At 61.5% G+C, this 26,791-nt stretch carries 21 protein-coding genes, 1 tRNA gene and 1 pseudogene; 14 read left to right on the top strand and 9 right to left on the bottom strand.

Features of this window, described 5'->3' with window-relative positions; genetic code table 11:
• The first annotated feature begins 43 nt into the window (after window positions 1–43).
• Window positions 44–655, top strand: a complete 612-nt coding sequence (coaE, locus tag ACR0R4_RS06625) for a dephospho-CoA kinase (RefSeq protein ID WP_433646643.1) — start codon at window positions 44–46, stop codon at window positions 653–655.
• 9 nt (window positions 656–664) lie between these two features.
• On the opposite strand, the gene ACR0R4_RS06620 is transcribed toward coaE, so the two are convergent.
• Window positions 665–1,276, bottom strand: a complete 612-nt coding sequence (locus tag ACR0R4_RS06620) for a vitamin K epoxide reductase family protein (RefSeq protein ID WP_433646540.1) — start codon at window positions 1,274–1,276, stop codon at window positions 665–667.
• A 226-nt stretch (window positions 1,277–1,502) separates the two neighbouring features.
• Here ACR0R4_RS06620 and ACR0R4_RS06615 point away from each other — a divergent pair, with 226 nt between their 5' ends.
• The 12 genes from ACR0R4_RS06615 to ACR0R4_RS06560 all read left to right on the top strand — a co-directional run bounded on the left by ACR0R4_RS06615 (window position 1,503) and on the right by ACR0R4_RS06560 (window position 11,688).
• Entirely contained in the window at window positions 1,503–4,058 is a 2,556-nt protein-coding gene (locus tag ACR0R4_RS06615; protein WP_433646539.1) for an Rne/Rng family ribonuclease, read from the top strand.
• A 171-nt stretch (window positions 4,059–4,229) separates the two neighbouring features.
• Window positions 4,230–4,538, top strand: coding sequence for a 50S ribosomal protein L21 (rplU, locus tag ACR0R4_RS06610; protein WP_433646538.1), 309 nt, complete (start codon window positions 4,230–4,232; stop codon window positions 4,536–4,538).
• Between the two features lie 35 nt (window positions 4,539–4,573).
• The gene (gene rpmA, locus ACR0R4_RS06605; RefSeq protein ID WP_433646537.1) at window positions 4,574–4,828 is read left to right on the top strand and encodes a 50S ribosomal protein L27; all 255 of its coding nucleotides are present in this window, start codon (window positions 4,574–4,576) and stop codon (window positions 4,826–4,828) included.
• Between the two features lie 89 nt (window positions 4,829–4,917).
• Window positions 4,918–6,423, top strand: coding sequence for a GTPase ObgE (gene obgE / locus ACR0R4_RS06600; protein WP_433646536.1), 1,506 nt, complete (start codon window positions 4,918–4,920; stop codon window positions 6,421–6,423).
• Window positions 6,423–7,223, top strand: coding sequence for a glutamate 5-kinase (gene proB, locus ACR0R4_RS06595; protein ID WP_433646641.1), 801 nt, complete (start codon window positions 6,423–6,425; stop codon window positions 7,221–7,223). The genes obgE and proB overlap by 1 nt, the downstream gene beginning before the upstream one ends.
• 10 nt (window positions 7,224–7,233) lie before the next feature.
• Window positions 7,234–8,487 carry a glutamate-5-semialdehyde dehydrogenase gene (locus ACR0R4_RS06590; RefSeq protein ID WP_433646535.1) on the top strand — a complete coding sequence of 418 codons (1,254 nt, stop codon included), beginning with the start codon at window positions 7,234–7,236 and terminating at the stop codon, window positions 8,485–8,487.
• 85 nt (window positions 8,488–8,572) lie between these two features.
• Window positions 8,573–8,785, top strand: a complete 213-nt coding sequence (locus tag ACR0R4_RS06585; protein ID WP_433646534.1) for a hypothetical protein — start codon at window positions 8,573–8,575, stop codon at window positions 8,783–8,785.
• Window positions 8,751–9,386 (top strand): nicotinate-nucleotide adenylyltransferase, encoded by a 636-nt coding sequence (nadD, locus tag ACR0R4_RS06580; RefSeq protein ID WP_433646533.1) that lies wholly within the window; start codon window positions 8,751–8,753, stop codon window positions 9,384–9,386. Before ACR0R4_RS06585 ends, nadD begins: the two co-directional genes overlap by 35 nt.
• A gap of 3 nt (window positions 9,387–9,389) precedes the next feature.
• Entirely contained in the window at window positions 9,390–10,640 is a 1,251-nt protein-coding gene (locus ACR0R4_RS06575) for a hypothetical protein (RefSeq protein ID WP_433646532.1), read from the top strand.
• A gap of 29 nt (window positions 10,641–10,669) precedes the next feature.
• Window positions 10,670–11,050 carry a ribosome silencing factor gene (gene rsfS, locus ACR0R4_RS06570; RefSeq protein ID WP_433646531.1) on the top strand — a complete coding sequence of 127 codons (381 nt, stop codon included), beginning with the start codon at window positions 10,670–10,672 and terminating at the stop codon, window positions 11,048–11,050.
• A 36-nt stretch (window positions 11,051–11,086) separates the two neighbouring features.
• A tRNA-Ala gene (locus ACR0R4_RS06565) sits at window positions 11,087–11,162 on the top strand.
• 217 nt (window positions 11,163–11,379) lie between these two features.
• Window positions 11,380–11,688, top strand: a complete 309-nt coding sequence (locus ACR0R4_RS06560; protein ID WP_433646530.1) for a hypothetical protein — start codon at window positions 11,380–11,382, stop codon at window positions 11,686–11,688.
• A gap of 24 nt (window positions 11,689–11,712) precedes the next feature.
• Here the strand turns inward: ACR0R4_RS06560 and ACR0R4_RS06555 are convergent.
• From ACR0R4_RS06555 to ACR0R4_RS06520, 8 genes and pseudogenes are all read right to left on the bottom strand, one after another.
• Window positions 11,713–12,843: pseudogene (locus ACR0R4_RS06555) on the bottom strand (recombinase family protein); the annotation flags it as partial.
• Window positions 12,844–12,998: 155 nt separating this feature from the next.
• Window positions 12,999–13,265: a hypothetical protein gene (locus tag ACR0R4_RS06550; RefSeq protein WP_143003620.1), complete on the bottom strand. Its 267-nt coding sequence runs from the start codon at window positions 13,263–13,265 to the stop codon at window positions 12,999–13,001.
• A complete protein-coding gene (locus ACR0R4_RS06545) occupies window positions 13,231–13,866 on the bottom strand; it encodes a hypothetical protein (protein WP_143003621.1) in 636 nt (211 codons plus the stop codon). Before ACR0R4_RS06545 ends, ACR0R4_RS06550 begins: the two co-directional genes overlap by 35 nt.
• The gene (locus ACR0R4_RS06540; RefSeq protein WP_071043335.1) at window positions 13,863–14,381 is read right to left on the bottom strand and encodes a single-stranded DNA-binding protein; all 519 of its coding nucleotides are present in this window, start codon (window positions 14,379–14,381) and stop codon (window positions 13,863–13,865) included. The genes ACR0R4_RS06545 and ACR0R4_RS06540 overlap by 4 nt, the downstream gene beginning before the upstream one ends.
• Window positions 14,382–14,455: 74 nt before the next feature.
• Window positions 14,456–19,492 (bottom strand): helicase-like domain-containing protein, encoded by a 5,037-nt coding sequence (locus ACR0R4_RS06535; RefSeq protein ID WP_409617153.1) that lies wholly within the window; start codon window positions 19,490–19,492, stop codon window positions 14,456–14,458.
• Between the two features lie 47 nt (window positions 19,493–19,539).
• Window positions 19,540–20,094: a hypothetical protein gene (locus ACR0R4_RS06530; RefSeq protein WP_071046098.1), complete on the bottom strand. Its 555-nt coding sequence runs from the start codon at window positions 20,092–20,094 to the stop codon at window positions 19,540–19,542.
• 107 nt (window positions 20,095–20,201) lie between these two features.
• Complete coding sequence (locus tag ACR0R4_RS06525; protein WP_079941066.1) at window positions 20,202–21,986, bottom strand: type IV secretory system conjugative DNA transfer family protein; 1,785 nt, start codon at window positions 21,984–21,986, stop codon at window positions 20,202–20,204.
• The gene (locus tag ACR0R4_RS06520) at window positions 21,983–22,441 is read right to left on the bottom strand and encodes a hypothetical protein (protein ID WP_079941065.1); all 459 of its coding nucleotides are present in this window, start codon (window positions 22,439–22,441) and stop codon (window positions 21,983–21,985) included. The genes ACR0R4_RS06525 and ACR0R4_RS06520 overlap by 4 nt, the downstream gene beginning before the upstream one ends.
• 629 nt (window positions 22,442–23,070) lie before the next feature.
• Between ACR0R4_RS06520 and ACR0R4_RS06515 the strand changes: the two genes are divergently transcribed.
• Window positions 23,071–26,586, top strand: coding sequence for an SIR2 family protein (locus ACR0R4_RS06515; protein ID WP_433646529.1), 3,516 nt, complete (start codon window positions 23,071–23,073; stop codon window positions 26,584–26,586).
• The last annotated feature ends 205 nt before the right edge of the window (window positions 26,587–26,791 follow it).

Raw genomic sequence — 26,791 nt, 5'->3', positions numbered from 1 at the left:
GGCCAGGCCTTTGGCATCTCATCGAGTCGGTAGTGTGTCTCTTATGCAGCTCATTGCGTTAACCGGGGGTATCGCCGCGGGTAAGTCCACCATCGCTCGGAGACTGGCAGAGCTTGGAGCAGTCCACATCGATGCCGACAGTCTCGCCCGGGAGGCGGTTCTGCCGAATACCCCGGCACTGTCGCAGATTGTGGATCGCTTCGGCACTCACGTTCTGGCCCCCGACGGCATGCTCGACCGCCAAGGACTCGCACAGATCGTGTTCAGTGATCAGGGTGCTCTTGGCGACCTTAATGCGATCGTGCACCCCGCCGTACGTGAACTCACGGCGCGGCGCATCGCTGAGGCAGAAGCGGCCGATCCAGATGCCGTGGTCGTATACGACGTTCCGCTCCTTGCAGAGGGCGGAGAGGTGCGGCCGTTTGACCTCGTCGTGGTCGCCGAGGCGCACCCCGAGGTGCAACTCCACCGTCTGGTGACGATCCGTGGGATGAATCACGATGACGCTTCCGCCCGCATCGCCAGTCAGGCGAGCAACGAAGAGCGCCGTGCGATTGCCGACGTGCTGATCGACACGGGTGGGTCAGAAGAGGAGACGCTGGCGCAGGTCGACGAGCTGTGGCTGCGACTTACGGGAGGGGCAACTGCCGCCTGATGAGGGAACCTAGCCGCGTGCGAACTCCGCGAACCAGTTCAGTTGAAACTGGGCAACCGCGGCGATGATGAACAGGTTGATGAGTACGATCACCCAGACCCACGAGTTGAGCGATCGGAAGAAGCGTCGACCGCGCGCCGACAGTGGAATACTTCCTGCGGCGAAGGGGTGGATGAGCCCCGACCACCACAGCGGAATCATGGCCACCCAGGCCACCATGCACCAGGGGCACAGGGTGCCGAGCGCGAAGATGCTCTGGAATTGCAGCCAGCCGACCAACACGAACCCGCCGAATAGCCCGAGCTGATACAGCCGCCAGAACCAGGCCATGAAGCGGGCACCCGCGAGGAGTGCAACGCCGACCGCGATGGGTGCGACGAATGCACTCACACCGATGATGGTGTTGCTGAAGCCGAGTATGGACCCCTGCCACGAACCCATGTTGGGGCCGCAGGTGACAAGCACGCTGATGTTACAGTTCGGCACGTGAGCGGGGCTCTGAAGGGTCTTGATGTATTCAGTCAAGAGCTCGAATGATGCGAACCATCCGACCATTCCCAAAAGAATCGAGAGGATCGCGAAGCCGACCGGGCGCGCGGTCTGTTGGGGCGCTGTGCTCATGCCGATGATCCTACTGGGGTGCACTGCGCGTTCCCTGCTTCCGCGTGACATAATGGAAGCCGTTACCTGGTGTCACGAAGACGCTCGGTACGACAGTCTTTTTTGGTCGCAGGGCGACCAAGCACGAGGCACCCGCCTCGCGCAGCACAGTATTCGCGGCGGCCACGCTGCAAGAGATTTTCCCGCAGATGACACAGCGCGTCTCGGACAGAGGAGTACACCAGCAATGGTGAATGAACCCGAATTTGAAACCGTTTCCACTGAACATTCCGATGTTGAGGAAGCCGCAGCAGCGCACGAATCAGCGCCTGAACCCTCCTCTGTGGTCGGTAGTGAACCCGCGGCCGATTCCGTGGGTGAGGGCGACGTCGTCACCGATCCAGTTGCGGTCACGGAGCTGGCAACGTCAAGCGAGCCGGAAACGTCAAGCGAGCCGGAAACGACCAGTGAGCCGGCAACGACAGTCGAGCCCGAGACGACAGCAGAGCCAGTTGCCACACCCGAGCCTGAAGCTGAAGCTGCGGCCGAGCCCGAGTCGGCACCCGCACCGATTCTCTTGCTTCCACTCTCAGAGATGACACCTGAGGAGCGTTTCCGCGCGACGACCCGCCTCATCTTCCTGGCCCCTGATGTCCCTCCGGTACAGCCGCGTCAGCGCCGCACCGAACTTCGCCAGCTTGACGACATCCTTGATCGTCAGTTCACGAGAAACACCCGCGAAGCTCGCGCGGAGGTTTTTGAGAACGAAGAGTTTGAGGAACGCGAAGCTCCCGCGAACCGGCGGCGCACCCGCCGTCGGAGCGGCCCAGACTCATACGTTGAGGAAGAAGCGCCGCGCCCCCCGGCCAGGCAGGCCCCGCTGATCACGGAACCCCAAAAGGTCAAGGGATCCACCCGCTTGGAAGCGAAGAAGCAGCGTCGACGCGAGGGCCGCGATGTGGGCCGGCGGAGGCGCCTCGTCATCACCGAGTCGGAGTTTCTCGCGCGCCGTGAGTCGGTAGACCGACAGATGGTTGTGCGTACCACGTCGGATCGCATTCAGATCGGTGTGCTCGAAGACAAGGTGCTCGTAGAGCATTATGTCGCTCGATCGAGCGAGTCGTCGATCATCGGCAACGTCTATCTCGGCCGCGTGCAGAACGTGCTGCCCAGCATGGAGGCCGCATTCGTCGATATCGGTCGCGGTCGAAACGCGGTGCTCTACTCGGGCGAGGTTGACTGGTCTGAGTTCGAGGGAACCAGTTCGGCGCGTCGCATCGAGAATGCCCTGAAGCCGGGCGATCACGTACTCGTACAGGTGACCAAAGATCCGATTGGGCACAAGGGAGCACGACTCACCAGCCAGATCTCGCTTCCCGGCCGCTTCCTGGTCTACGTGCCCGGTGGTGCCATGAACGGTATCTCGCGCAAGCTCCCCGACACCGAGCGTGCCAGGTTGAAGAAGATCCTCAAAGAGGTCTTGCCCACGGGTGCCGGCGTGATCGTGCGCACCGCTGCCGAGGGGGCCACCGAAGATCAGCTAACGAACGATGTGCAGCGCTTGACGCGGCAGTGGGATTCGATTCAGCAGCGCGTTGCGAAGGGCGGCGGCCCCGTGCTGCTGCACTCGGAACCCGACATGCTCATCAAGATCGTTCGTGACGTATTCAACGAAGATTTTCACAAGCTCATCATCTCGGGCGACGACACGTATGACACCATCACCGGCTACCTCGACCAGGTCGCGCCGGAGCTGCTTGAGCGGGTCGAGAAGTACGATGCGAGCCGAGATATCTTCGACGAGTTCCGCGTCACTGAGCAGATCGCCAAGGCACTTGACCGAAAGGTGTGGCTGCCCTCGGGTGGGTCACTCGTGATCGATCGCACCGAGGCCATGACCGTTGTCGACGTGAACACGGGCAAATTCGTCGGCTCTGGCGGAAATCTCGAAGAGACCGTCACGATGAACAACCTTGAAGCTGCCGAGGAAATCGTGCGCCAGCTTCGCCTGCGCGACATCGGCGGAATCATCGTGGTCGACTTCATTGACATGGTGCTGGAGAACAACCGCGATCTCGTGCTTCGCCGACTCGTTGAATGCCTGAGCCGGGATCGTACGAAGCATCAGGTTGCGGAGGTCACCTCGCTCGGACTCGTACAGATGACCAGGAAGAAGCTGGGTCTGGGGCTCCTTGAGGCGTTCAGCGAGCCGTGTGAGGTGTGCGCCGGTCGCGGGATCATCGTTCATCACGAGCCGGTCAATCGTCATCGGAGCGCGGATTCGCCGACTCCGCGTACCAAACGTCGGAATAACTCAACGTCGCAACAGGCACCGAACACGCAGACTCATGCCATCACTGATGAGTCACGTAACATGCTCGCGAAGATCGCCGCGAAGACGATTCCCGGCGCGCAGGAGCATCATGAGGAAAGCGGCGGGCAGTCGCAGAACAAGGAATCTCGCGAAGGTCAACGCGGTGAGTCGCAAGTATCTGAGTCATCGTCCGCTTCCGCACGAGTTAGCACGTCCGAGGCTGCCGATCTCGTCGAGCAGCTCGTGGTCGATTCCGCGAGTCGGCGCTCGGGGCGAGGGCATCGCGCGAGTTCTGAGCGACCACTGGCATCCAGTGCGGAGGCGCTCAGCTCACCATCGCCTGACGACCTGCTGGGATCGGTGCTCGACGCGCTTCCTCCTGCGCCCGAACCGGGCCGCAGCCGCAGTCGTGGTCGTCGCGTGAGTACCCCTGCAATTCGGGGAGACAATCCCACGCCCACGATCGAATCGGCCCAGGGTGAGGCTTAACACGCCGACCCTGGCTGCATTTGACCGTACCGATGGTTTGCGATAAAGTTGACCGTTGGTGCCACTCAAAAACTGAGTGGTCTCTTGCATGGAGCGCTATGCGCGCTCTCCCCGACAGCTCCCGGCCTCGCCGGGAACGCGGAAGAACGTTCTCGAGGAAAAGGTAGACAATTGGTTTACGCAGTAGTGCGCACAAGCGGCCGGCAGGAGAAGGTCGAGGTCGGTACGATCCTGACCGTCAATCGGGTGACCGGTGATGCCAACGGCAAGCTCGATTTGCCCGCCCTCCTTCTCGTGGACGGCGATCAGGTCACCACCGATCCCGCGAAGCTTGCAAAGGTTAAGGTCACCGCTGAGGTGCTCGACGATCTTCGCGGCCCGAAGATCGTGATCCAGCGGTACAAGAATAAGACCGGTTACAAGAGCCGCCAGGGTCATCGTCAAGACCTCAGCCGCATCAAGGTCACCGGAATTAAGTAACCCGAGCCCCAAAGATTTCGTAAGGAGACAGGCAGATGGCACATAAGAAGGGCGCGAGTTCGACCCGCAACGGTCGCGACTCCAACGCACAACGTCTCGGTGTGAAGCGCTTCGGCGGTCAGCAGGTGAGCGCAGGTGAGATCCTCGTTCGTCAGCGTGGCACACACTTCCACCCCGGCGCCAACGTCGGCCGCGGTGGCGACGACACGCTGTTCGCACTGGCTGCAGGCGCAGTCGAGTTCGGCGCGAAGGGCGGCCGCAAGGTCGTCAACGTGGTAGCCGCAGCGTAAGTTCGGTTTGTAATAGGCAGGGGCGAGCTTCGGCTCGCCTTTTGCCGTATCTAGGGTAGTTCGTTGAGAAGGATGAGGGGAGGCGCGTAATGGTGACGTTCGTTGATCAGGTGCAGGTGCACTTGCAGGCGGGTCGCGGGGGCAATGGTTGTGTGTCCGTAAGACGAGAAAAATTCAAGCCACTCGCGGGCCCAGACGGCGGCGACGGCGGAAACGGTGGCGACATCGTGCTGTTTGCGGACCCGCAGTCGACCACCCTTCTCGACTATCACCGTAGACCCCACCGCGTTGCAGAGAACGGCGGCTTCGGTGCTGGCGACTACCGCAACGGTGCCCACGGCACCGAGTTGATCCTTTCCGTTCCCATCGGCACGGTGGTGAAAGATGGAGATGGCGAAACGCTTGCTGACCTCACCGAGCCCGGGGCGAAGTTCATCGCGGCAAAGGGCGGTCTCGGTGGGCTCGGTAACCTGTCGCTCTCGAGCCCCAAGCGCAAAGCGCCGGGCTTCGCTCTCTTGGGCACTTCGGGCAATTCGGGAAGTTTCACGCTTGAGCTGAAGACGATCGCCGACGTGGCCTTGGTTGGCTACCCGTCAGCTGGCAAGTCGAGCCTGATCGCCGCGATCAGCGCGGCAAAGCCGAAGATCGCAGACTATCCGTTTACTACCCTTCACCCGAATCTTGGGGTGGTGCAGGTCGAAGAGCACCGCTTCACAGTGGCAGATGTGCCTGGCCTGATTGAGGGCGCGAGTACGGGGAAGGGCCTCGGGCTCGATTTCCTGCGCCACGTTGAGCGGTGCAGCGCGCTGCTCCACGTGCTCGATTGCGCCACGCTCGAACCGGGGCGTGATCCACTATCTGACCTTGAGGTGATTCGCGCGGAACTCGCGGCCTACCCAGTGCCCGAGGGTCAGACCCCGCTGCTTGAGCGTCCTCAACTCGTCGCCCTCAATAAGGTCGACGTGCCAGAGGCGCGAGAGCTCGCCGACTTTGTGAAGCCGGAGCTTGAGGCACTCGGCTACACGGTCTTCGAGATCTCGACGGTCTCCCACCACGGACTGCGTGAACTCAGCTTCGCGATGGCAGAGCTCGTCGAGACGGCACGTGAGCGTGAACTGGCTGAGGCAGTCGACTCGCCACGGATCGTGCTGCGCCCGCGCCCGGTCAACGACAGCGGATACCGTGTCGTGACCGAAGGTGGGTCGTATGGCACCATCTTCCGTATTCTCGGGGCGAAGCCTGAGCGCTGGGTCGAGCAAACCGACTTCACCAACGACGAAGCGGTGGGATACCTCGCGGATCGACTGCAGAAGCTGGGTGTCGAAGATGCCCTCGTGAAGGCGGGTGCCGTCGCAGGATCGACGGTGGTCATCGGGCCCGGATCCGGCGTTATCTTTGACTGGGAGCCGACGCTCACGAGCGCCGCCGAAGTGCAGATGGGTGCCCGCGGCACGGATGCCCGGGTCGATTCCACCGATCGGCGCACGAACCAAGAGCGTCGCGTCGAATACCACGAACTGATGGATGCTAAGGCTGCCGCGCGCGCCAATCTTGAGTCCGAGCGAAAGGCCGGGCTCTGGAACGAGGACTCGTGATCGAGGGGCAGGGCAACGAAGATGCGCCTCCACGCTTCGCGGGATCCCGAATCGTGGTCAAGGTTGGCTCATCGTCGGTAAGCGGAGACAACGCGGCACAGATTCCGAGCCTCGTCGATTCACTCGCCAGGCTGCATCGCTCGGGCAGCGAGGTGATTCTCGTGTCGAGCGGTGCCATCGCCACGGGGGTGCCGTTCTTGCGGCTTGACGAGCGGCCTGACGACCTCGCAACCCAGCAGGCCGCTGCTGCGGTGGGGCAAAATATCCTCGTGAACCGCTATCAGCGCTCGCTCAGCGTGCACGAAATCATCGCCGGGCAGGTGTTGCTTACGGCTGGCGATATGGAAAACCCGACGCACCGAGGCAACGCGAAGCGTGCCATTGAGCGGCTGCTGGCGCTGGGTATCCTTCCCATTATCAACGAGAACGACACGGTCGCGACGCACGAGATTCGCTTCGGTGACAACGACCGGCTCGCGGCCCTCGTGGCCAGGCTGATCCACGCGGATCAATTGGTGTTGCTATCTGATGTCGACGCGCTGTACACGGCCCCACCCACGACTCCCGGCGCCACCCGCATTGAGCACGTCACGTACGGGGACGAGCTCGAGGGCGTGGAAATTGGTGCCACGCAGTCAGGCTGGGGAACCGGGGGAGCTGCGACCAAGGTTCAGGCGGCCCGGCTTGCCGCCGAAGCTGGCACTGAGGTGCTACTTACCGAGACCAAATTGCTCGCTGGCGTGCTCAACGGCGAACCACACGGCACCCGGTTCTCGGCCAATGCGCGGGCGGATCGCTAAACTGGGGCACATGAGCGCCTCAGATCCCTTCATCGACCGACTCGAATCGGCCCGCCAGGCTGCCCGCGGGCTCGCACAGGCGACCACCGCGCAGAAAAATACTGCTCTTGCTGCGATTGCTGATGCGATCGAGTCGGGTGTCGATCAGGTGGTGGCCGCGAATCAGATCGATCTGGATCGTGGCCGCGCATCCGGGCTGACGGAGGGCTTGCTTGACCGTCTGCTGTTGAACGAGTCGAGACTGCACGGGCTCGCTCACGCGGTGCGAGACGTGATTGCTCTGCCCGACCCGATCGGTCAGGTCGTGCGAGGAAGCACACTGGCCAACGGCATCCAGATCACTCAGGTGCGGGTGCCCTTCGGTGTTATCGGTGCGATCTACGAGGCCCGCCCAAACGTCACCGTAGATATCGCCGCATTGGCGCTGAAGAGCGGAAACGGCGTGGTCTTGCGCGGGGGCAGCGCCGCCGAAAACTCGAATCGGGAATTGGTAGGAATCATTCAACAGGCGATTTCTGCCACCGGGCTTGACGGCGGCGCGGTGCAGACGATTGACGACTTCGGGCGAGAGGGCGCCAGTCGACTGATGCGTGCCCGCGGCTATGTTGACGTACTGATTCCTCGGGGGAGCGCGGGGCTGATCTCGACGGTGGTGCAGGAATCAACGGTCCCAGTGATCGAAACGGGATCGGGCATCGTGCACGTGTTCGTCGATGCAAGCGCCGACCCCGAGAAGGCCCTGGCGATCGTGCAGAATTCGAAGACGCACCGCCCGAGTGTGTGCAACGCCGCAGAAACACTGCTCGTGCACCGCGACGCTGCCCAGCGGCTGCTGCCTCGCCTGGCTGAAGAACTTCTGGGCGCAGGGGTGCTGCTCAGCGGCGACGAGGCATCGCGCGGACTTGCTGCAGGTATCGCCGAGGCAAGTGAAGATGTCTGGGCCACCGAGCACCTTGCGCTTGAAATGGGAGTGAGAGTGGTCGAGTCACTTGACGAGGCGCTCGCGCACATTGAGCGATACTCGACCCGCCACACCGAGGCGATTGTGACTGAGGACTACGCGAGCGCTCAGCGTTTCCTCGCCGAGGTCGACTCAGCGGTCGTCATGGTGAATGCCTCGACGCGCTTCACCGACGGTGGAGAGTTCGGCTTCGGCGCGGAGGTGGGGATCTCGACGCAGAAGCTGCACGCACGCGGCCCGATGGGTCTCTCCGAACTCACGAGCACCAAGTGGCTGGTGCGGGGAGATGGCCAGACTCGCTAGCGTGTCGCGGCCTCACCACTCGAAACCTGGGAACCCGCTAGACTGACTACGTTCAACGTACCGTAATGAATGCAGGGGAAGCTTGATGTCTGTTCTCGCAACGATCGCACTTGCCGCCGAAGAGGGGCATCACGTCGTCAACGAATTGTGGTTCCCGGCGTTCTTCTTCGGGGTCATCATGTTCGTGCTGTTTGCTGCCCTCGCGGCTGTCACCTTCAGCTTCCGTGATGTTGCGAACCGCCACGCGGAAAAGGCCGAGGCGTATGCCCGCGAGCACGGCAACACCCAGCATCACTGAGATTGAGGCGCCGCGAAAGCGCCGCACTGGAGTGATGGGTGGAACGTTTGATCCGATCCACCACGGACACTTGGTCGCAGCCAGTGAGGTTGCGAAGTGGTTTGACCTCGACGAAGTGATTTTTGTGCCGACGGGCGAGCCCTGGCACAAGTCAAACGTTTCTCCGAGCGAGCACCGATATTTGATGACCGTGATCGCGACGGCTTCTAACCCGAATTTCCGGGTGAGTCGTGTCGATATCGATCGTGATGGCCCGACGTACACGGTAGACACCCTGCGCGACCTGCAGGCCATGCATCCGAACTCCGAGCTGTTCTTCATCTCGGGTGCCGACGCGGTTGCCCAGATCGTTAGCTGGAAAGACGTGCCCGAATTGTGGGATCTCGCGCACTTCATCGCGGTGTCACGGCCGGGCCACGAGCTCTCGCTTTCAGGATTATCTGATGAACACGTAAGCTTGTTGGAAGTGCCTGCGTTGGCGATATCCTCAACCGACTGCCGCAGTCGCGTTGCCAGGGGGTATCCCGTTTGGTATTTGGTACCCGACGGGGTTGTGCAGTACATCGCCAAACACGATCTGTACAGCGAAGAAAGTGACTGACGCATGAGTGACAATGAAGAGGATCGCCCACTGAGCCGACGCGAGCGTCGACTTAAAGAATTGGGCGAGACGGGTATGAATCCCGTGGTATCCGGTGCAACGGCGCCCGGAGCGGATCCACGAACAGACCTCGTCGATTTCGAGGAAATCGTCATCTCGCCGGTTGACGAGCATGGCCGGCCTCGCACGCGTCGTGAGATGCGTGAACTCCGCGAGCAGGCACTCGCCGAGCGTGCTGCCCAAGCCGAAGAGGTTGCTGCGCTCGAGCCGAGCGTCAACGCTGACGTTGACGCTCCAGCCGAGGAGTCTGAACCGGGTGTGACCGATGCCCCGGTCATTCAGGCCGATGAGGCGCCGGAAGTAGTTGCAGACACTGAAGCAACTACGGACACTGAAGCGGTCGAGATCGAGAAGCTCTTCGAGGCCGAGGAGACTGTGGCGGTTCAAGACGACGCTGCAGGAGATCCGCAGCCCGATTCCTCTGTGCCCGCTTTTGATGATCACCTTGCACAGACTCAGCCATTTTCGCCCGCTGATTTCGCCGCAGCCACCACCGCAGCCGAAGTTGACGAGGTCGTCGAAATCCACTCCGACGAAGACGGCGATGAGATGTTGGACGCGGAAATCGCCGCAGACACAGTTCCCATCAGCGCGATCCGCGAGCGATCCACACGGGCCGCAGAAGCCCCGCAGGCGTATACGTTTCCTGACATTGCGCCACTCGATGACGGAATTTCTGTGTTTGACAATCCGGCCTCGCGCGGAGTCTCGGGGAAAGACCCGGGCTCCGTGGGCGAAAATGGCGGGGGCTTTGATGACATCATTTCGCGTGCCGTGGCGCAGGAGGGCGCGGCGAGCGCTTCGAGTTCGTCCGCACTGATTTTGCCCGCTATGCCCGAGAGTGGCCAGCTGGCCGGTCGTCTCGGTGAAACCGGGGAGCTGTACATTACTGGCTCCATCGAGCTGCCGAGGTCCCTGGGTGAAACCGGCGGCCATGCGAGCCTGCTCGACTCGGTCGAGGCGGATCCGCTCGATGAACTGGGTTTTGCAGATCGTGCGGCGAGTGCCGGCGGCATCGCCCCTGTCTCGGCTGCGCGCGCAGTGAGCGCCCGGGCAACGCTCGGTCCGGTCGTGACCGAGGCGCAGAAGGAAAAGAGTAAGCTCCCCGTGGTGTTGATTGCCACGGGTGGCGGCTTGGTAGTGGCCGTTGTGGCGCTACTGGTATGGGGAGCAACTTCAGGGATGTTTGGTTGAGCGTGAAAGAAAGCCCAAGTGTGCAGCAGATGCTGCGTACAGCAGTGCTGGCAGCCGAGTCGAAGGGTGCAACGACGCCGGTGGCGTTGGAAGTGTCCGAACACTTCGCGCTTGCCGATGTGTTCTTAATTGTCAGCGGAAGCGTCGAGCGCAACGTGCAGGCCATCTCCGACGAGGTGGAGGACGCGTTGAATACCTCGGGCGCCCGCACCATTCGGCGTGAGGGTCGGGGCGGTGGTCGATGGGTGCTGCTTGACTTTGGCGACCTCATCGTGCACGTGTTTCACCAGGAGGATCGCGAGTTCTACCAGCTCGAGCGACTCTGGAAGGATTGCCCCGTTATTGACCTCGAGGGCTTCATCGCGGAGACCGCTGATTTGCAATCGGATCCGGGCGATAGTGTAAAGTAGAAGAGTTGTCGGGTGAGCATTCGCCCGACTTCCTATGGGTCTGTGGCGCAGCTGGTAGCGCACCTGCATGGCATGCAGGGGGTCAGGGGTTCGAGTCCCCTCAGATCCACCAAAAGTTCGAAAGTCGAAACTTGCCCCGCTTGAATGCGGGGCATTTTCGTTGTTGCTACCGGGCCTGCGCTGTAGGTGTTGATTCTCTGCGAAGTCACGGTGTCGACACCGGCCTGGGGCTGCAGCTCGACGTTCTCGTTCTCGTCCACGATGATGCGCGTGAACAAGGCTTGGTTCAGGAACCGGCGTTCAGCGGGTTCGCAACGCAGGTACAACCCTTGCAGATCGGTGAGCACGGCGAGCATGTCTTCGAGGCCTTCACGGGCGTCCGCGTAGCGGGAATGCAGGCTGTCGAGCCTGGTCTGGATCGCGCCGAGTGCGTTCTGGATTCGGTCTTGCTCGCTCTTCAACAGATCGACCGGGATCGCATCGGCGTAGTGCGCCTGCACGAGCTTCAACCGTTCGGACTCGAGGCGAGCCTTCTGCTCGGTGAGTGCCGCGCGCTCGTCGCTGGCCCCGCCTTCGAGCCTGTCGAACACCTCGTGCAGAATCTTCCCAACCCCGGCAGCTTGGTCTTCGGTGAGTGACTTCGTGGCGTATGCCTGCTCGACTTTCAGTTCGATCCGCTCCACCAGGATCGCACTTCGCGTGCAACTCGTGGTTTTGCGACGGCGACCTGAGCAGGAGAAGTAGTCGTACCGTTCGCCCGTGTTTCCCTGCGGACGTTCAAGCATGAGCTTTGCCCCACAGGAGCAGTAGAGCGCGCCTTTGAGGTAGTGGTCGTGCTTCTGCGGTCGCTGACCTCGCTGGTTGTTGCGGTCGAGAATCTGCTGCACTTTCGACCAGACCTCGGGTGTGACCATCACGTCGTGGCTGCCCTCGTAGACTGCGCCCTGAAACGTGACGAGGCCCTTGTAATACGGGTTCGTGAGTACCTTGTGCAGCATCGTTGTGGTGAGGGGCTTCTCAGGATGCTTCGGTGTCGGTCTCGTGGTCAGGCCGCGCCGATTCACTTCCTCGGTGAGCATCGAGAGTGTCCAGTCGCCATTCGCGTAGCTCTCGAACGCAAACTTCACAAGGTCGAATCTGTCGGGATCAGTGGTGACCTCGCGAATCTCGGCACCGTTCTCGGTGGTTCGCACGTTGAGGTAGCCGAGCGGGGCACGACCGGGAGTGCCACCCATGACTGCTTTCTGCCGGAGGCCCTTCACCACCTCCTGCGCGAGGTTCAGCGAATAGAACTCCGCGATCGTGGCAAGGATGCCGTGCATTAGCATCCCCGACGGCGACTCGTCGATGTTCTCAGTGACCGACACTAGCTGGATGCTGCGCCCGCGTAGCGTTGCATGGATCACGGCATCATCAAGGCGGTTCCTTGCCATGCGATCGACCTTGTTGATAATGCAGAACTGCACGGGGTTCACCGCCACATATTCCAGCATCTCCTGCAGCGCTTTACGGTTTGCGGTCTTCGCCGATTCGCCTGGCTCGATGAACTCTTTGACGATCACTGCCCCGAGCGAGGCGGCTTTCTTCTCGGCGGCTTCGCGTTGTGCAGGGATCGAGAGACCTTCTTCGAGGCCGTTGCGGGTGGCTTGATCCTTGGTCGAGACTCGCAGGTATGACACCGCGAGCGGGGTGCCATCACCGGGGGCGGGCTGCGGTTTGGCTTTGGCTGCTTGGGTAGCGAGCTTGCGGAGCGAGTCGAGGTCGAGACCGGCAGGGAGACCTAGGAGAGTCATTGCGATTGCCTTTCGTCAGGCAGCACCGAGCATGACTCGCTGCTGCGTGACGTGGCGGTCAGATTCGCAAGAGAGAAAGAACACTGCACTCCGGGCAATCGCCGGGGCCGTGTCGCAAGGGGTGCCACGTCTTGCTTGAGTATCTGTCTACGATGCTACTGCTTCACCGCGAGGGCGTCTTGGAAGAACCGGGAGAGACCGGCATTTCCGATATGCTGCTTGGCGGATTCATTCTGATCAGCAGACGCTGATGTCGAACGGAGTGCGATCCTGATGAGTACCTCCGCAAGCAACGGCACATCCACGGTCTCGCGGTCTTCGCAGCGCACCTTGACCTCCCGGCCTGCGGAAAGGGCTGGAGTCTTTCGCTGGTAGCTGCGCACCATCTCAATCACCGCTTGCGGCATTGCGGCGTGCTTCATGCTCAGCCACGAGAAGGAAGTAAGCGTCTTCGTCGGCACGGCGCGAAGCCACATCGGCTTTGACGAACTCTACGAAGTCGGCGTCTCGGTCAACGATGGGGGCCTCCGCCGCCGCAGGGTACGGGGTGTCGCCCGGCCAAGTGGTTTGCCGTGTGGGGCGGTCGCGGTCGATGCGGGTGCCGGAGGCTTGCACCCATTCGCGCAGGCGCATCCGCGCTTCGGTGAAGTCGCGGTGCCAGGTGATCGGGCCGCTGGCGTGCTGTTCAGGATCGTAGGCGCCGAGCCAATGACAATGCAGCGCCGAGAGTTCCCATACCAGCTCGGGGTGCCGGTGCCACAGCGGGGGCAGCACTGCCGGTGTGAGACCGTAGGAGAGTTTCAGCCAGGACACCCAGCTGTTGAGTTCGAGCCACTCGATCTCGGCTTGTTCGCTGGTGAGTAGGTTCCAGTTGATCGGTCGCGGCGGTGCGCTCACTCTGCCTCCCGCGTTCACCGGAGTGCCGAGACGCGGGAACTCTCGTGATGTCGATGCCGATGATTCTGACTCGGGCGCCTCCACGTCGGGAGGAAGTTCACTCGTATCCATGATGCCCTCGCTCATCGACTCACGCCGACTGATGCCGCGCTCACGTGTGTGGTGCGGTGCGGCTCAGGATGTGCGCTGACTGCCGTCGAGTGCTCCTGCGCGGCGCTGAGTGCCTGCCTCATCGCGGTGTGCTCTGTCGCACGCTGTTCGGCGCGGGGGCTGCGGTCGACCGTGTAGCGGGTGCGTCGGGTGTTGTGGCCGATCTGCTTGACCTCGAAGCGTTCCTTGCCAGTCTGCTTGCTGACGCGCACCACGCCCTGCGCGATGAACGAGTCGCCCTTGCGGTACTGAGCGAGGATTGTCTCGGCAGCACCCCAGTATGCGGTGAGCGCGTGAAAGGTCGGTTCTTCCTTGATCGTGCCGCCGGTCTCTAGGTCGTGAACGAATCGCTCGGTGCCGTAGCGGGCATAGATTTTGGGTACGCCGTCGCGGGTTCTGCTGGGCTTAGGCTCGGTTGCGAAGAACCCGATGATCGCATCGAGGGTTTCGATCGGCTCAGATGTGGGGGCCGGTTCGCTGCTGTCGTTCATGGTGGTGCTCCTTGGATGTCGCGCCGCGCCTCCGCGCGGCAACAAGCAGGTGAGGTCGCCACCCCGAGAAGCGGTTACCGCCCGATCTGCAACCCAGACGGTCTCAGCGGCATCGGGTCGAACGCACTGGGAGCAGCAGCTGGAGTATGGGGTCGCTGCTGGTCGGGTTCAGAGCGCACACCGCCCCGAGGCTGATACGCGCGCACCGCCTCAACCGTGAGTTCTGGGCGAGGCGGCGAAGCCGAGACCCGCTCAGGCTCAGGGGTGGGTTCCTCCGGGGTTTGCCGCTGCATAACGGCGATCTTCTTCTCAACCTTTTCGAGGTCGGCCTCAGCCGCAGAGAGTGCGAGGGCGTGCTTGAACGGCTGCCCGAGTCGTTGCTCGGCATCCTGCCGGGTCTGTTCGGCCCGCGCTAGATCCTGTTCGGCTTCGGTCAGCAGCTTCGGGAGTGCGGCCATACGATTCTCGATCCGCTGGATTAGGCCGACACCGCCTTGCAGGAACGAGTCTCGGGTGACTGTAAACGATCCCCTCGGAACTCCGTGCAAGCTGGTACGCACGAGCACGTCTCCGGCCATTTCGGGCACGAGCTCGCAGCTGATGTCGAAGCCACCGATCCGCCCGATCACGCCGTAGTCCTGTACTTGGTGACGCCCCGCGTACTGCATGTTCGCTTGCCTTGCCCACCCCATGAGCGCGTGGCCGGCATCGCTACGCGAATCGTAGAAGCGGCCTTGGATCGTGATGCGGAACTTCTCGGCCGTGGTGTCGATCATGTTCGGGATCGCTGCCCGTATCCCCTCGATGTCATCGGCAGCACGGGCAGCGTCTTGAACTGCCTGGGAACGGGTGTATTCAAGCATCCGCTCGTTGTTCTGGTGCGCCCGTTCGAGCCGTCGCAGCCGGGTAACTTCACTCTGAAGATTAGCCTGATCGAGCAACAGCGGGTTGCCGGACGAGATGGCTTTCGCCTCGGCAGCGGTGAGCGAGGCGGAGTCGATTTCTTCGATCTCGCGCACATCCAGCCTGCCGCGCATCACCTGCGAAATGAACTTCGCTTTACGCTCAACGCCCTGCCACATATACGAGTCGAAAGAACGCTCTGTGACGAGCCTAACGATCGCGACTTCCTCATTCTGGTTGCCCTGCCGCAGAATCCGACCCTCGCGCTGGGCAATGTCAGAGGGTCGCCAAGGGCAGTCAAGGTGATACAGCGCGATGGCCCGTGCTTGAACGTTGGTGCCGACGCCCATGCGTTCGGTGGAACCGAGAAGTACAGAGATGTGCCCGGCGCGGGCAGCCGCGAACAGGCGACCTTTCTCGAGGTCGTTGCGGGCCTCGTGAATGAACCGGATACCCTCGGCAGGCATCCCACGGTAGATGAGTTGGGTGCGCAGTTCCTCGTACACATTCCACCGTTCCTTGTTCGGTGTCGAGAGGTCGGAGAACACCAACTGCATCGCACCTTTGATCGGCGATGGCTCGCCGGTCACCGTATCGAGGTACTCGGTATCTCGGGTGTTTTCCCAAGTACGGAAGATCATGTCGGCCGCGACGTCGACCTTGGTAGGGCCGGAGGGATCGTCAGATACGATCAGCCGCATATCGAGTGCAGCTTTCCTGCCGTCGCTGGTGACCGAGAGCATGTTGTCCTCGCGCGGGTCAACACTGCCCGAGGCGATCATCTCGGCACGTTCACCGAGGGTCTTCACGAACGCCACCAGTTCGGACGATGGGGCTACGCCTCTGGTCAGCGGGGCACGGTTGCCATCGTCGCGAATGCGAATATCGGGAACGGGGAGCTTCAGATCCTCGGCGGCCTTCACATCAGCGAATGTGCTCCACATCCTGAGCATCTCCGGCACATTCTGAAACTTCGCGAAGCGCGTTTTCATCCTGAACGATGCTCCCGTAGGAGACATCTCCATCTGCGTGACCGTCTCGCCAAAAGTCGCCGCCCATGCGTCGAAGCTCTCACCGATCCCGGCAGCATAGAACAGATCTGGGCGCAGGTAGCGCTGCATCACATACGCCTCGGTGATGGAGTTCGAGATCGGTGTCGCCGTCGCAGCGGTCACAATCCTTTTCCTCCCCGTCGAACGGAGATACTCAAGCTTCATATGCAGATCAGAAGCGCGCTCGGAGCCCGTGATAGCGGCATCTCGAATGTTCGAAGGAGTGGCGAGGTTCTTAAACAGATGCGCCTCGTCCACAATGACGTAGTCGATACCGGTGTCCTCGAAGTTGATGCCCGAATCGCGCGGTTTGTCAGCGAGCTTCTTGAGGCGTTCCTCGGCCATCGTGAGGGCGCGCTGCATCCGCTTCACACTGATTCGATCATCCTTGTCGGCACCCTCAAGCGCGGCGCGGAGACCGTCGAGTTGCCGGTCACGATACTCGCGCTCAGTATCCACCCGCAGCGGCACGCGCTCGAACGCAGAGTGCGTCATGATGATCGCATCCCACTCGTTCGCCGCCGCTCGCGCGACGAACGCGCGCCGTCGATCCCGCGTCACATCCTGGCTCGACGCTGTGAGAATCTTCGCGTTCGGATATAACTGCAACCACTCACGCGAGAACTGCTCCAACATATGATTCGGCACCGAGACCACGGGCTTGTTGATGAGGCCCATACGTCGCATCTCCATCGCGCCGCACACCATCTCAGCGGTCTTCCCGGCACCGACCTCATGGAAGAGACCGACGGACGGTTCTGCGACCATCCGGGCTACCGCTGCGCGCTGGTGCGGGCGCAGCGTGATCGTGTTCGCAGCAAGCCCTGGGAATGTGAGATAGTCGGCTGCGCTCGTGTAATCGCGGAGCGCGATGCACGCGAACCTGCGGTTGTAGCCGTCTACCAGGGTGCGGGCGCGCTCGGGGTCTTCCCACACCCATTCAGCGAACCGCTCCTGCAGCTGGTTCGCCTTCTCCTGCGCAGCTGCTGTCTCAGTTGGGTTGAGTACCTGCCGTTCTTTGCCCTCTACGTCCTTTTCGGTGTCGTAGACGAGGATGGGCCGTTGCTCAGCGAGCGCTTCAAGCAGAACGGGCGCGGAGCGACGCTCGGTGCCCCATTCAGAGGTTGAGCGGATACCGTGCCTGCCGCCCTTCACCTGCCACATACCTGGCACCGGGTTCTCGACCACGACATCACGGGCCTGCAGAAGCTCGGTGAGGAACTGCTGGTGAATCTGCGCGCTGATCCACACCGCTCCGATCCTCGGCGTGATGTCTTCAGCGCCGAGAGGTTCGGGTTTCACTTGTTCCAGCGCGGTGATGTTCACCGCGAACTCGGGATCACGCTCTGCACGCTGACGGGCAGCGTCGAGCTTTTCGTAGATGTCACCCGAAAGGTACGCCGGGGCATGAATCAGTTCATCGGTCACCGGATCGGTGAACACCAGGCCGTCGAGCGCGCCGCGAGCCTCGTGCTCGCTCATGCCGAGCAGATCAGCGATCAAGATCAGGTCGATCCCGCCGGTACGGTCGAGACTCACCGCCACCGCGTCCGCAGGGGTCTCCACCCCTTGAATCTCAGGTCGAGGCACCACGACCCGCTCGCTCAGCAACGTCGCCGGAGTTGCCTCTTGAGTGGTTTCCTCGAAGTTCTCGAGCGCGAGCACGAGCGGCCCGAACGGGTCGCTGCGCAGCAGCCTGATCGGGGTCGGCACCGTGCGCGCATACTTCGGGTTGCCGTCCTCATCGAAGCGCCCCGTACTGCGCAGCTTGTAGCGATTCAGCGACCCATAGACGCCTACATACTTCTGGTAGGAGCGGCGTAGTTGCTCGCGTGCCTGATCGAGTTCAGGGGTGTCATCGAGCGAGTGCGCCTCCATCGTGAGCAGTGTCGACGCTTGATCCCGCAAACTGAGTAGCGCTCGTAGCTCTCGTGCCGCTGACTTCGGTACGGCGAACGGTACGATTGCGCCTGCGGCGACCACGCCGAAGCTGCCATTGTCGTGCGGCACGATTGACCCATCCCATCTGCCGGGCTCCGATGGCACGAATGCCGCGCGCCGCGCCTCGACCTCCGGTGCGGCCTCGGTCAGTGTCAACCCCTCTCGACGTGCCTGGAATGTCAGCTGGTCGAGTGCGTTCCGCAGGTGCTCGGCGGCGTGCTCGTGGTCGCCTTTCACGACGAGGGTGAGTGCCGAATAGAGGCCGTGCTGCATCCCGATGTCACCGAGCGCCATCTCCGGGCGCTCGTCAAAGTAGCGGTTCAGGTTTAACGGTTTCCCGTCGAAGTCGAGCTGCGTCACCGTCTCCCATGTGAGGTCGCGCGGTGGTTCACCGTCTGCGCGGCGACGGAACAGTAGCAGGTCGGTGACGATCTCGGTGCCCGCGATCCTGCGGTGCGCGCCGCTCGGCATCCTGACCGCGCCGATGAGGTCAGCGACCGCGTTCATTTCCCGGCGTGGGCCAGGGTTTCTCGCGTCGAGCGTGTAAAAGGAAGTAAGTACCGCCATCAGCCCACCGGGCCGCAAGAGCCTCAGCGACTTGATAATGAAGTGATTGTGGATCGCGTATTCAGAGGCGTTGTACACCCGGTCATGCAGCTGGATCTTCCCGTAGGGCACGTTGCCCACCGCGACGTCGAATGTGCCCTCGGGAAACCGGGAGTCCGCGAACGACTCGGTGCGAATATCCGCGTGGGGGTAGAGTGCGCGGCTGATCGCTGCCGTCATCGGGTCAAGCTCCACGCCAGTCGCATGGGCACCTTCGGGTGCGAGACCGATGAAAGTACCGGAGCCGCTACCGGGTTCGAGCACGCGACCGCCCGAGAAACCGAGGTCTCCGAGCGCCCGCCATATCTCACGCACGACATCGGGGTCGGTATAGTGCGCGTTCATCGTCGTGCGAGCCGCAGCCCGCCACTCGTCCTCACTGAGCAGTTCACGCAGCTCGGCGCGCTCGTTCTCCCACTCCGGTTTCGACGTATCGAAAACGTCTGCAACCGCACCCCAGCTCGACCAGCGCGCGAGCACCGACTGCTCAGCCTCCGTGGCCGGCCGTTGCTCCGCTTCAAGCTGCCGCAATAGCCGGATCGCAGCGATGTTTGCGTGGTAGCGGCTCTTTGCTCCGCTCGGCGGGCGAGCCTCGACCGTGCCCGGCACAAACCGGGGAGCAGTCGGGTGAGGCGGTGCTGGCTCGGTGGTCTCGGCTACTGGACTTCGCGGAGGAAGCGAATGTTCGCCCCTTCTTCCATGATCCCCTGATGCTCCTCCAGGTAACGATAGGGGTTCTCCGCTCCGATCAGGCCCTCGAAGAACCACATCGGGATCGCCCACTCCTGAGCTATCTCTTCCAGTTCCTCGGTCGCGTAGATCGGGTACGGGCTGTCCTGAATCCGATCGACGATCATCATCAGCCCCTCGTCCATCGGCCGGGTGTCCTCCCACTCCTGCCGAGCCTCGGTCAGCGTCAGCGAGGGATCGCTCATCCATGCGAGTTGATGAGTCATGGCGATCTCCTCCGCTATCTTCCGTGCCGTGGTCAGCAGTGCGACCTGGGTAAGATAATCCTCCCTCGCTTCGGGCATTTCCGCCAGCATCACGCGCGCCATGTCCTCGCTCAGCGAACTCACTTCGCCCAGCACTTCGGTTCCAATCTCCGAAAAGAGTGTCTCCAGCTCCTCGCTCGAAGCCGCCAAAGTCTTCATGTGGTTCGGGGCGTATCTCTCCCAATGTGCCCTGATCCGGTGCGTGTAGTGCGTCATTGCTCTCACCTGCTTCTCTTGTGCCAGCTTCGGCAATCTGTGCGTCAGCGGTTGTTTCATCCAGGCCCCAGAGGTCGAGCTCAAGCTGGTCTGGTGGCGGCTGCCGTCTACGCCTCGCCATCGGAAGCACCGCCTCTCAACGCGGATTCGAGCCGCGCCCGATCCGAGCGAAGCTGCGCCGCATCGTTACGGGCTGTCCAAGGCCGTAGATCGGTGATGATCGGGGGTGCGGCACGCAGCAGCATCACGCCCGTGCCGAACGGGATCATGCGCAGCTTCTCTGGCGGCATGATCGGTACCCTGCGGATCGACCGCTGCGAGGAACGCTCACCGAACGCGCCCATCGTGATCGAATCGGTGTGCTCGTCGCGTTCACCCAGCAGGGCGGAGAGGTCTTGCAGATCGCGCGTATTCGACGCGCCGCCGAGGATCACTTTCACGATCGACGCATCCCAGATCGCGTTCGCGGAGTTGTCACCCCATTTCTCGCGCGCCTGCGCGAGCGATTGCAGGATCGGCACGGTCGTAATGCCGGTGCCACCGCCCTCAGCCATGAGCGTCGGAAGCGACGGCAACGCGGCGATGTTCGCGATCTCATCGAGCACCAGCGCGAGCGGAGGGTCGAGCCGGGCACCAGCAGAGACCGCCGCCTGACGGCGGGCGGTCTCCACGATGTCTTCCACAAGCGCAGCGACGAGCGACGCTGACGCGCCAGCCCCGGCGCCGGTCGCAAGCAGATACAGGGTGCCCCGATCAGCGAGGAACTGCGCTGGGTTGAACTCTTCCCCAGGGCTGGGTGAGACGGTATCCAGCACTCGGGGGTCGGCTAGCGCTGCGAGACTGAGCGCGACACCTTGCCAAATGCTGTCGCGTGTTCTCGGGTCAGCGTCGATCACGCCACCGAGTGCGTCAGCCCACCCCGACGCCGCACTCGGGGTGCTCTCAAGGATCGTGACGGCCTCAGCAGCAGCGGCAGGATCGAGCGTCCACCTGAACAACTCAGAAGTGGGCCTCTCATCGAGCGCGGCAGCGTGCAGCAGCGACTGCAACGCCACCCGAGTCTTCGCCTCCCAGAAGCCACCATTCTCGGTATCGCCAGAAGCCAGCCCGGTCGCCGAGGCGAGGCCGGTGGCGCGGATCATCGCAGTGAGAGGATCGGTGCAGCCCCGCACCGGCGACCATCTCATTCCCGCAGGAATACCATCGGCGAGGCGCTGCGGATCGAACACCGCCACCGGACGGTCGCCTCTCCTGCGCGCCTCAAGCGTCGCGGTCACGTTATCGGGCCGAGTCGATGTGGTCACCACCGCGCCCGGCGCATCAAGGATCATGTTGATCGCGAGGTGCAAACCCTTTCCAGAACGGGGCGGGCCGAGCACGAGCATTGAGTCTTCGACCGATGCCCACACGGGTTTGCCGTGGGCGCTGCCGAGCCGGTAGCCAACATCGGGAGGGCCGGGGGATGCGAGCGAGGGGCGAAGATTTGATGCGCGTCGCATGAGTGCTTTCTCTGACGCTTGCGCCTCGATGTCTGCACGGGTCGCGATACCGACGATCCGGCGAGGATCGGCCTCTCGCTTCTTCTGGCCGCGACGCACCATCGTCCACGCCCATATTCCGACGCCTGCGAGCATCCCGAGGATTACGGCCGCGACGAGCCAGTATACGACAGGGTTCAGCCCTGGCGCGCCGAGCGGCGTACCAGGGTCGCCGGGAGTGAAGAGCACTCCGCCACCTGCCGCGATCCCAGCCTCCGGTGCGGGGAGCCCGGTCGCCCATGCGGTGATGGTGCCAGCGGCACGCAGCACGAGTGCGAGCGCGAACAGGGCGGCGAGGCCGGCCATCGCGAAGTTGGTGAGTTCGTGCCCGTACCCGCCGACTTGCCGGTTCATGGCGTCGCCCGAACGAGTTGCATGGTGCCCGAGACGCGCCCAATCAGCAACATCTCCTGCACATTTGCCGGTATCTGATCCTGCGCCACGACCGCGTTGACCTGCCCGTCTGGGGCGGCGCTGCCGTAGCCGATGATCGGCGCGATCGCGACATCCTCGCCAGCGATAAACCCGTGCCCCTGCACCGGCACCGGAGGCGCTTGCATGACCGGCACCGGATCAGACACGGGAGCGACTGGATGTGCGGTTGGGGCGCGCGACGGCATCACGATATCAGTGAATCTTGCGCCGTCGTACTCGGTGACGGTGACCTTGACCGCTGTGCCCAGGCTCGTGGTGATAGCTTCGAGCACTGCCGAGAACGCCTCCCTGCGCCAGGCTGGAGCATACGGCGGCGGCGCGTACGTCTCACCGTCAACGAGTACGATCATCGCCCCGTCTGACTGCACGGTCATCTGCACGAGCGGTAGACGAACTGGAGCTTCCACATCGGGCCGATGCGCCGGCTTCGCACTGTGTCGCCTCATCCGAATACCGCCCGCGTCAGGAGTTCGAAGGATATGGGCAGGGTTCGGTTACTGCATCTCATGCAAGCGAAGTGTGACCTTCCGACCGAAGCCCTGCACTGGTGAGCTGAGAACAGCGCTTTTTGTTCGCGAGTTACGGGTTAGGCGGCAGAGCCTACGCCTCCGATGCAGAGGATACGTTCGGGCGGGAACCGGCTTGATACCAGAGGTCGTGTGCCGCTATCAACCGTTAGATGAGCGAATGGGGCAGGAAATCAAACACCACTCGTGAGTAGAAGAGCGGCATCAACCTGAACACGCTTATCTTTGCCGCCGATGAAGGCCGGAGCATCGGCTTCGATTGCTGGTGGCTCCAGGCTGGTGGTAAGCCCGCCAAGTTCACCGCATTCAACCCGCACGCGGCGACTCCCGGATAGCAGGCTGCGGCGACAAAGCTCACATCGCAACTGTGCCAGCGATACGCTGAGCCTTGCGGCATACATTTTGGCTGGAGACACCTCCAGACCAGAGGCAGTAGAACTCTCAACAGGCGAATGAGCAGAAGCAGAAGGAGAATCTTGACTAGAGCGTGGCAGGCAGGCGGAATCTCGCTACCGCAGGAGCTTGATCGCGCGTTAAGTTCCGACAAACTTGTGTTCTTTGTTGGAGCTGGGGTCTCTTCCGCGTCGCCTTCAAACCTGCCAGGTTTTCTGGGCCTTGCGGCCGACATCGCAAATGACATGGGTCACTCGGATTGGGTGCCCGAGAAACCAGATCCTTCCATCCACTTCGATGAAATCATGGGGCGCTTGAATGATCTTCATGGAGACGCGCATGCTCGAGTGAGTGCAAGACTCAGGCCCATAACTGAGCCGAACACCTATCACGAGGATCTAATCGCCCTCGCAACGGTTAACGGCAACAAACCTCGAATCGTCACAACCAACTTTGACTTACTCTTCGAGGAGGCCGCGCGTCGAGCAGAAGTGGAATTGTCTGTCCACCATGCGCCGGCATTGCCGCTAGGCAACGACTTCAGCGGCTTGGTGCACTTGCATGGGCCGATCGATCCAACGCACTTTCAGCGTATGGTGTTGACTGATCAAGATTTTGGCCAGGCCTACATCACCGAAGGTTGGGCTACGCAGTTCCTTACTCGAATGCTCGAAGAGTACGTCACCGTATTTGTTGGATACAGCGCAGATGACGTCGTTATGCGGTACCTTGCACGCGCGTTGCCCACTGACGGGGGAACCCGATTCGCATTCATGCGCGAGGACTACAAAGACGAAATGACTGCGAAGTGGCAGCGCCTCGACGTCTCGCCCGTTCTGTATCCGAAAGCGGAAGGGTCAAATGGGCACGCTCGACTCCAAACTTTCTTCACGAACTGGCGCGAGCGGGTTACCTCTACAAGCGAAGACCGCTATGACGCAATTGTGGCACTGATCGATAAGGGACCGTCCGACCGAACTACTCCAGACCCGGAGCTTTCGTGGCTGCTAAGCGATGAGGAGTATTCTCGTCACTTTGTGGGTCGGGCTGACCCGACTGAGTGGATGCGACATGCTGAGGCAATCGGCATTTTGGATGTAATCTTCGAACCTGCAAATGAGCAAACTGCTCGAACTCAAGCCATGTGGAGTGCCTGGGTGACAAGGTCGATCTCTGTGGACCGCGGAGAAAGCATGCTGGAGATCCTTGCGAAGCACCGCGGGCAGATGTCTCAACAGCTATGGTTCGACGTATTTCGTCAACTGTATGAGGGCTACCAGCCGCATGATCACCTGAGGAAGCTCTTGATTCTGCTTACTGCCGCCCGTTCAGACAGCGACGACTCTCAGCTTTCGCTGCTGATTCAGAAACTTGCCGAGGTCGATCCGGAGGCCGCAGAGGTGCTCCTGCACCAGCTCCTAACTGCCCGGCTCGAATTCACCTCTCATCGCGGCATACTCGGTCGACCTGACTTCCTGACGACCGAGTTCGTGTTTCCCTGGCATCCTTCATCGATCCGAAAGGTATGGCCTCAGCTTCTGCAGAGCCTCAGAGATCCAGACCAGCTCCTTTCCTTAGTGCTCAGCCTTATCGCACACGTGGAGACCACGACCGCATTCTTCGACGGTACCAACTTCAGAAATCGATTCTCCACCCGCCGATATACAGTTGATGGCAATGAACGGTTCCTTATAAGTCGTGATGAACACGGCGTGCTTCTGGTCGACGTCGCACGCGACCTTCTCAGGGAATACGTGCGTCATGGCCGACCAGAACGCGCAAACAATCTGCTGGATAGTTCTTCTGAATTAGCACAGCGGCTCGGGATCGATGCGCTCACAGAATCACGACCATCCGAAGCAGACTCCCTCATCGGCCGAATGATCAGCCAAGGTTTGATCCTGAGTCGTTCTCACAAACCAGAAGTGTTCCGGCTACTCAAGGAAATGTACCCTCACGCATCCGCCGAGATCTGTGCGGAACTTCTGAACCACATTCAGGAAACAAGTGCAGCTCCAGGCGGGATCGAGGTCAGCGACTCTGAACGATTCAATGCGGTTGACTGGCTGACTCGGCAGGTAAAAGAGGACGACCCGGCACATCAGCTTCTTCGGGAGATGAAGCAGGAGCATCCCGAGTTCTCGCCACGCGAGGAACCCAATCTCGACGCAACACCAGTGACCTTTGCCCGAGTCGAGACCCCCAGTGAAGCTGAAGGGCGTTTCCGCGGCATGACGCCAGCAGAGGTTGCCAATAGCCTGAAGAGCGACCCGGATCTTGACGACATATTTGAGCAAGACACACTCAGTCTCGAGCTGAACGATTTCTTCGAGAATGAACCCTTTAGCGCTGGTGAGCTTCTCGCTGAGTTTTTCAGGCAAGGCCTCTATTCGTACAGTGCATGGGCCGTCGTGCTACTCATCCTCACACGCCCAGGCGCAGACTGGGAAGCTGAACCACTGCTGACCCAGCTGAGGAAACTTCCTAGACAACAAACCTCAGCGATCGCCCAGAACGTCGCATACACCTTGATGCGCCCAACTGCGACACAAGAGGAGGACCTCGAACAGCCAGACGAACGTTGCAAGCTCCTGTTCGGTCTATGGCGTCTCACGTTGCTTGAAGGCGATAGCGACATCGAACCTCGAGACCCGAACGAAGCAAACTCAACCGCTCGCGGAGTCGTCGCCAACGCATTCTTGGAAACCGTCTTCCGAACAATGCATGAGCAGAAGAAAGAATCCATCGACCCGGCATATTTGCTGGCATTCAGCGAGTTCTTAGAGGCCCAAGACAAGGATGTGAGAGATCCGAGTCCGATGATGCTCGCGCGATATGCGGCACACATTCAGCACTGGGATAACGAATGGTTTGACCGCAAGATCGCCGTCAAGTTGAACGAGATCGCTGATACGCCACAATCGAGGAGCTTTTGGGCCGGGATCTTTACCGCCAACAACGTGACAGATGCACTCATGGTGAGCACGAGAAGCGCGTTACGTACTGGATGGCTTCAAGTATCAACAGAGCTGCCCGGCTCGATCGAAGCGTATATCGATCTGCACTCGGCACAGTTCGCCTACTACACCGAACCCGAGGAATCCACCTGGGCAGACCCCTTCACCTTAAACGCTCCTGCCGCGACGAGAGCGCGCTGGATACGAAATGTGGCACACAGGGTTTCCCGCGTCGATTCATTCCCAGAGGTGCTCTACAGCTATTGGAAGCACCGACTGGACAAGCAACCTCCACTGACAGGGACCGAGCAACGTGCACTTCTAAGCTGGATCACAGTCCCAAGCATCGATATTGATCGTGCAGTAGATCTCTTCATTCAAGGCCCTGAGGCTTCACCCTCAGACGAGGATCGAGGCTTCGACTATTACGATCCTGGCGAGTTCCCAATAGACCATCCCTCAGCTCTTCTGAAGGTAGGGCTCCATCTGCTTCGGGGCCGAACCACCCTGCCATCGTTCCTGCAACCGATCGTTGAAGCCGCGAAGATCGCACCAGATGACGACCGCCATATCGTGAAGGAAGTCTGGTCCGAACTACTGCGCCTCGGTTACTTTCCGGCGAGAGATTTCCTCGACGACTGAGCTCCTCTCAGATAAGCGTCTTCGCGCATTGCCGGTGGCTGGTGGCGCTGGCCTGACCCTCTGCCGGACTGAGATCGCGAGTGTGTAGGACCCTGCTGAGACCCTGCCGTTGGGCCCGGCTTCAACTGGGTTCTGGCTACGAAGTGGGGCACATGCATGACAAGAGGCACGGCCCCGGTACAGGGGTCGTGCCTCTCTGGGGGAG

The sequence above is a fragment of the Leucobacter fengyongliangi genome (genome assembly GCF_050971685.1).
GTDB lineage: Bacteria > Actinomycetota > Actinomycetes > Actinomycetales > Microbacteriaceae > Leucobacter.
This window is presented reverse-complemented; position numbering and strand designations above follow the sequence as displayed.

What these genes read in the sequence shown, in the direction of transcription:
- ACR0R4_RS06530 (WP_071046098.1), bottom strand. Translation starts at nt 20,094, where the DNA reads ATGACGCACTACACGCACCGGATCAGGGCACATTGGGAGAGATACGCC.
- ACR0R4_RS06575 (WP_433646532.1), top strand. Translation starts at nt 9,390, where the DNA reads ATGAGTGACAATGAAGAGGATCGCCCACTGAGCCGACGCGAGCGTCGA.
- coaE (WP_433646643.1), top strand. Translation starts at nt 44, where the DNA reads ATGCAGCTCATTGCGTTAACCGGGGGTATCGCCGCGGGTAAGTCCACC.
- obgE (WP_433646536.1), top strand. Translation starts at nt 4,918, where the DNA reads ATGGTGACGTTCGTTGATCAGGTGCAGGTGCACTTGCAGGCGGGTCGC.
- ACR0R4_RS06615 (WP_433646539.1), top strand. Translation starts at nt 1,503, where the DNA reads ATGGTGAATGAACCCGAATTTGAAACCGTTTCCACTGAACATTCCGAT.
- ACR0R4_RS06520 (WP_079941065.1), bottom strand. Translation starts at nt 22,441, where the DNA reads ATGACCGTGCAGTCAGACGGGGCGATGATCGTACTCGTTGACGGTGAG.
- ACR0R4_RS06545 (WP_143003621.1), bottom strand. Translation starts at nt 13,866, where the DNA reads ATGAGCGAGGGCATCATGGATACGAGTGAACTTCCTCCCGACGTGGAG.
- rpmA (WP_433646537.1), top strand. Translation starts at nt 4,574, where the DNA reads ATGGCACATAAGAAGGGCGCGAGTTCGACCCGCAACGGTCGCGACTCC.
- rsfS (WP_433646531.1), top strand. Translation starts at nt 10,670, where the DNA reads ATGCTGCGTACAGCAGTGCTGGCAGCCGAGTCGAAGGGTGCAACGACG.
- ACR0R4_RS06525 (WP_079941066.1), bottom strand. Translation starts at nt 21,986, where the DNA reads ATGAACCGGCAAGTCGGCGGGTACGGGCACGAACTCACCAACTTCGCG.
- ACR0R4_RS06590 (WP_433646535.1), top strand. Translation starts at nt 7,234, where the DNA reads ATGAGCGCCTCAGATCCCTTCATCGACCGACTCGAATCGGCCCGCCAG.
- nadD (WP_433646533.1), top strand. Translation starts at nt 8,751, where the DNA reads ATGCCCGCGAGCACGGCAACACCCAGCATCACTGAGATTGAGGCGCCG.
- ACR0R4_RS06550 (WP_143003620.1), bottom strand. Translation starts at nt 13,265, where the DNA reads ATGAAGCACGCCGCAATGCCGCAAGCGGTGATTGAGATGGTGCGCAGC.
- ACR0R4_RS06585 (WP_433646534.1), top strand. Translation starts at nt 8,573, where the DNA reads ATGTCTGTTCTCGCAACGATCGCACTTGCCGCCGAAGAGGGGCATCAC.
- ACR0R4_RS06540 (WP_071043335.1), bottom strand. Translation starts at nt 14,381, where the DNA reads ATGAACGACAGCAGCGAACCGGCCCCCACATCTGAGCCGATCGAAACC.
- ACR0R4_RS06620 (WP_433646540.1), bottom strand. Translation starts at nt 1,276, where the DNA reads ATGAGCACAGCGCCCCAACAGACCGCGCGCCCGGTCGGCTTCGCGATC.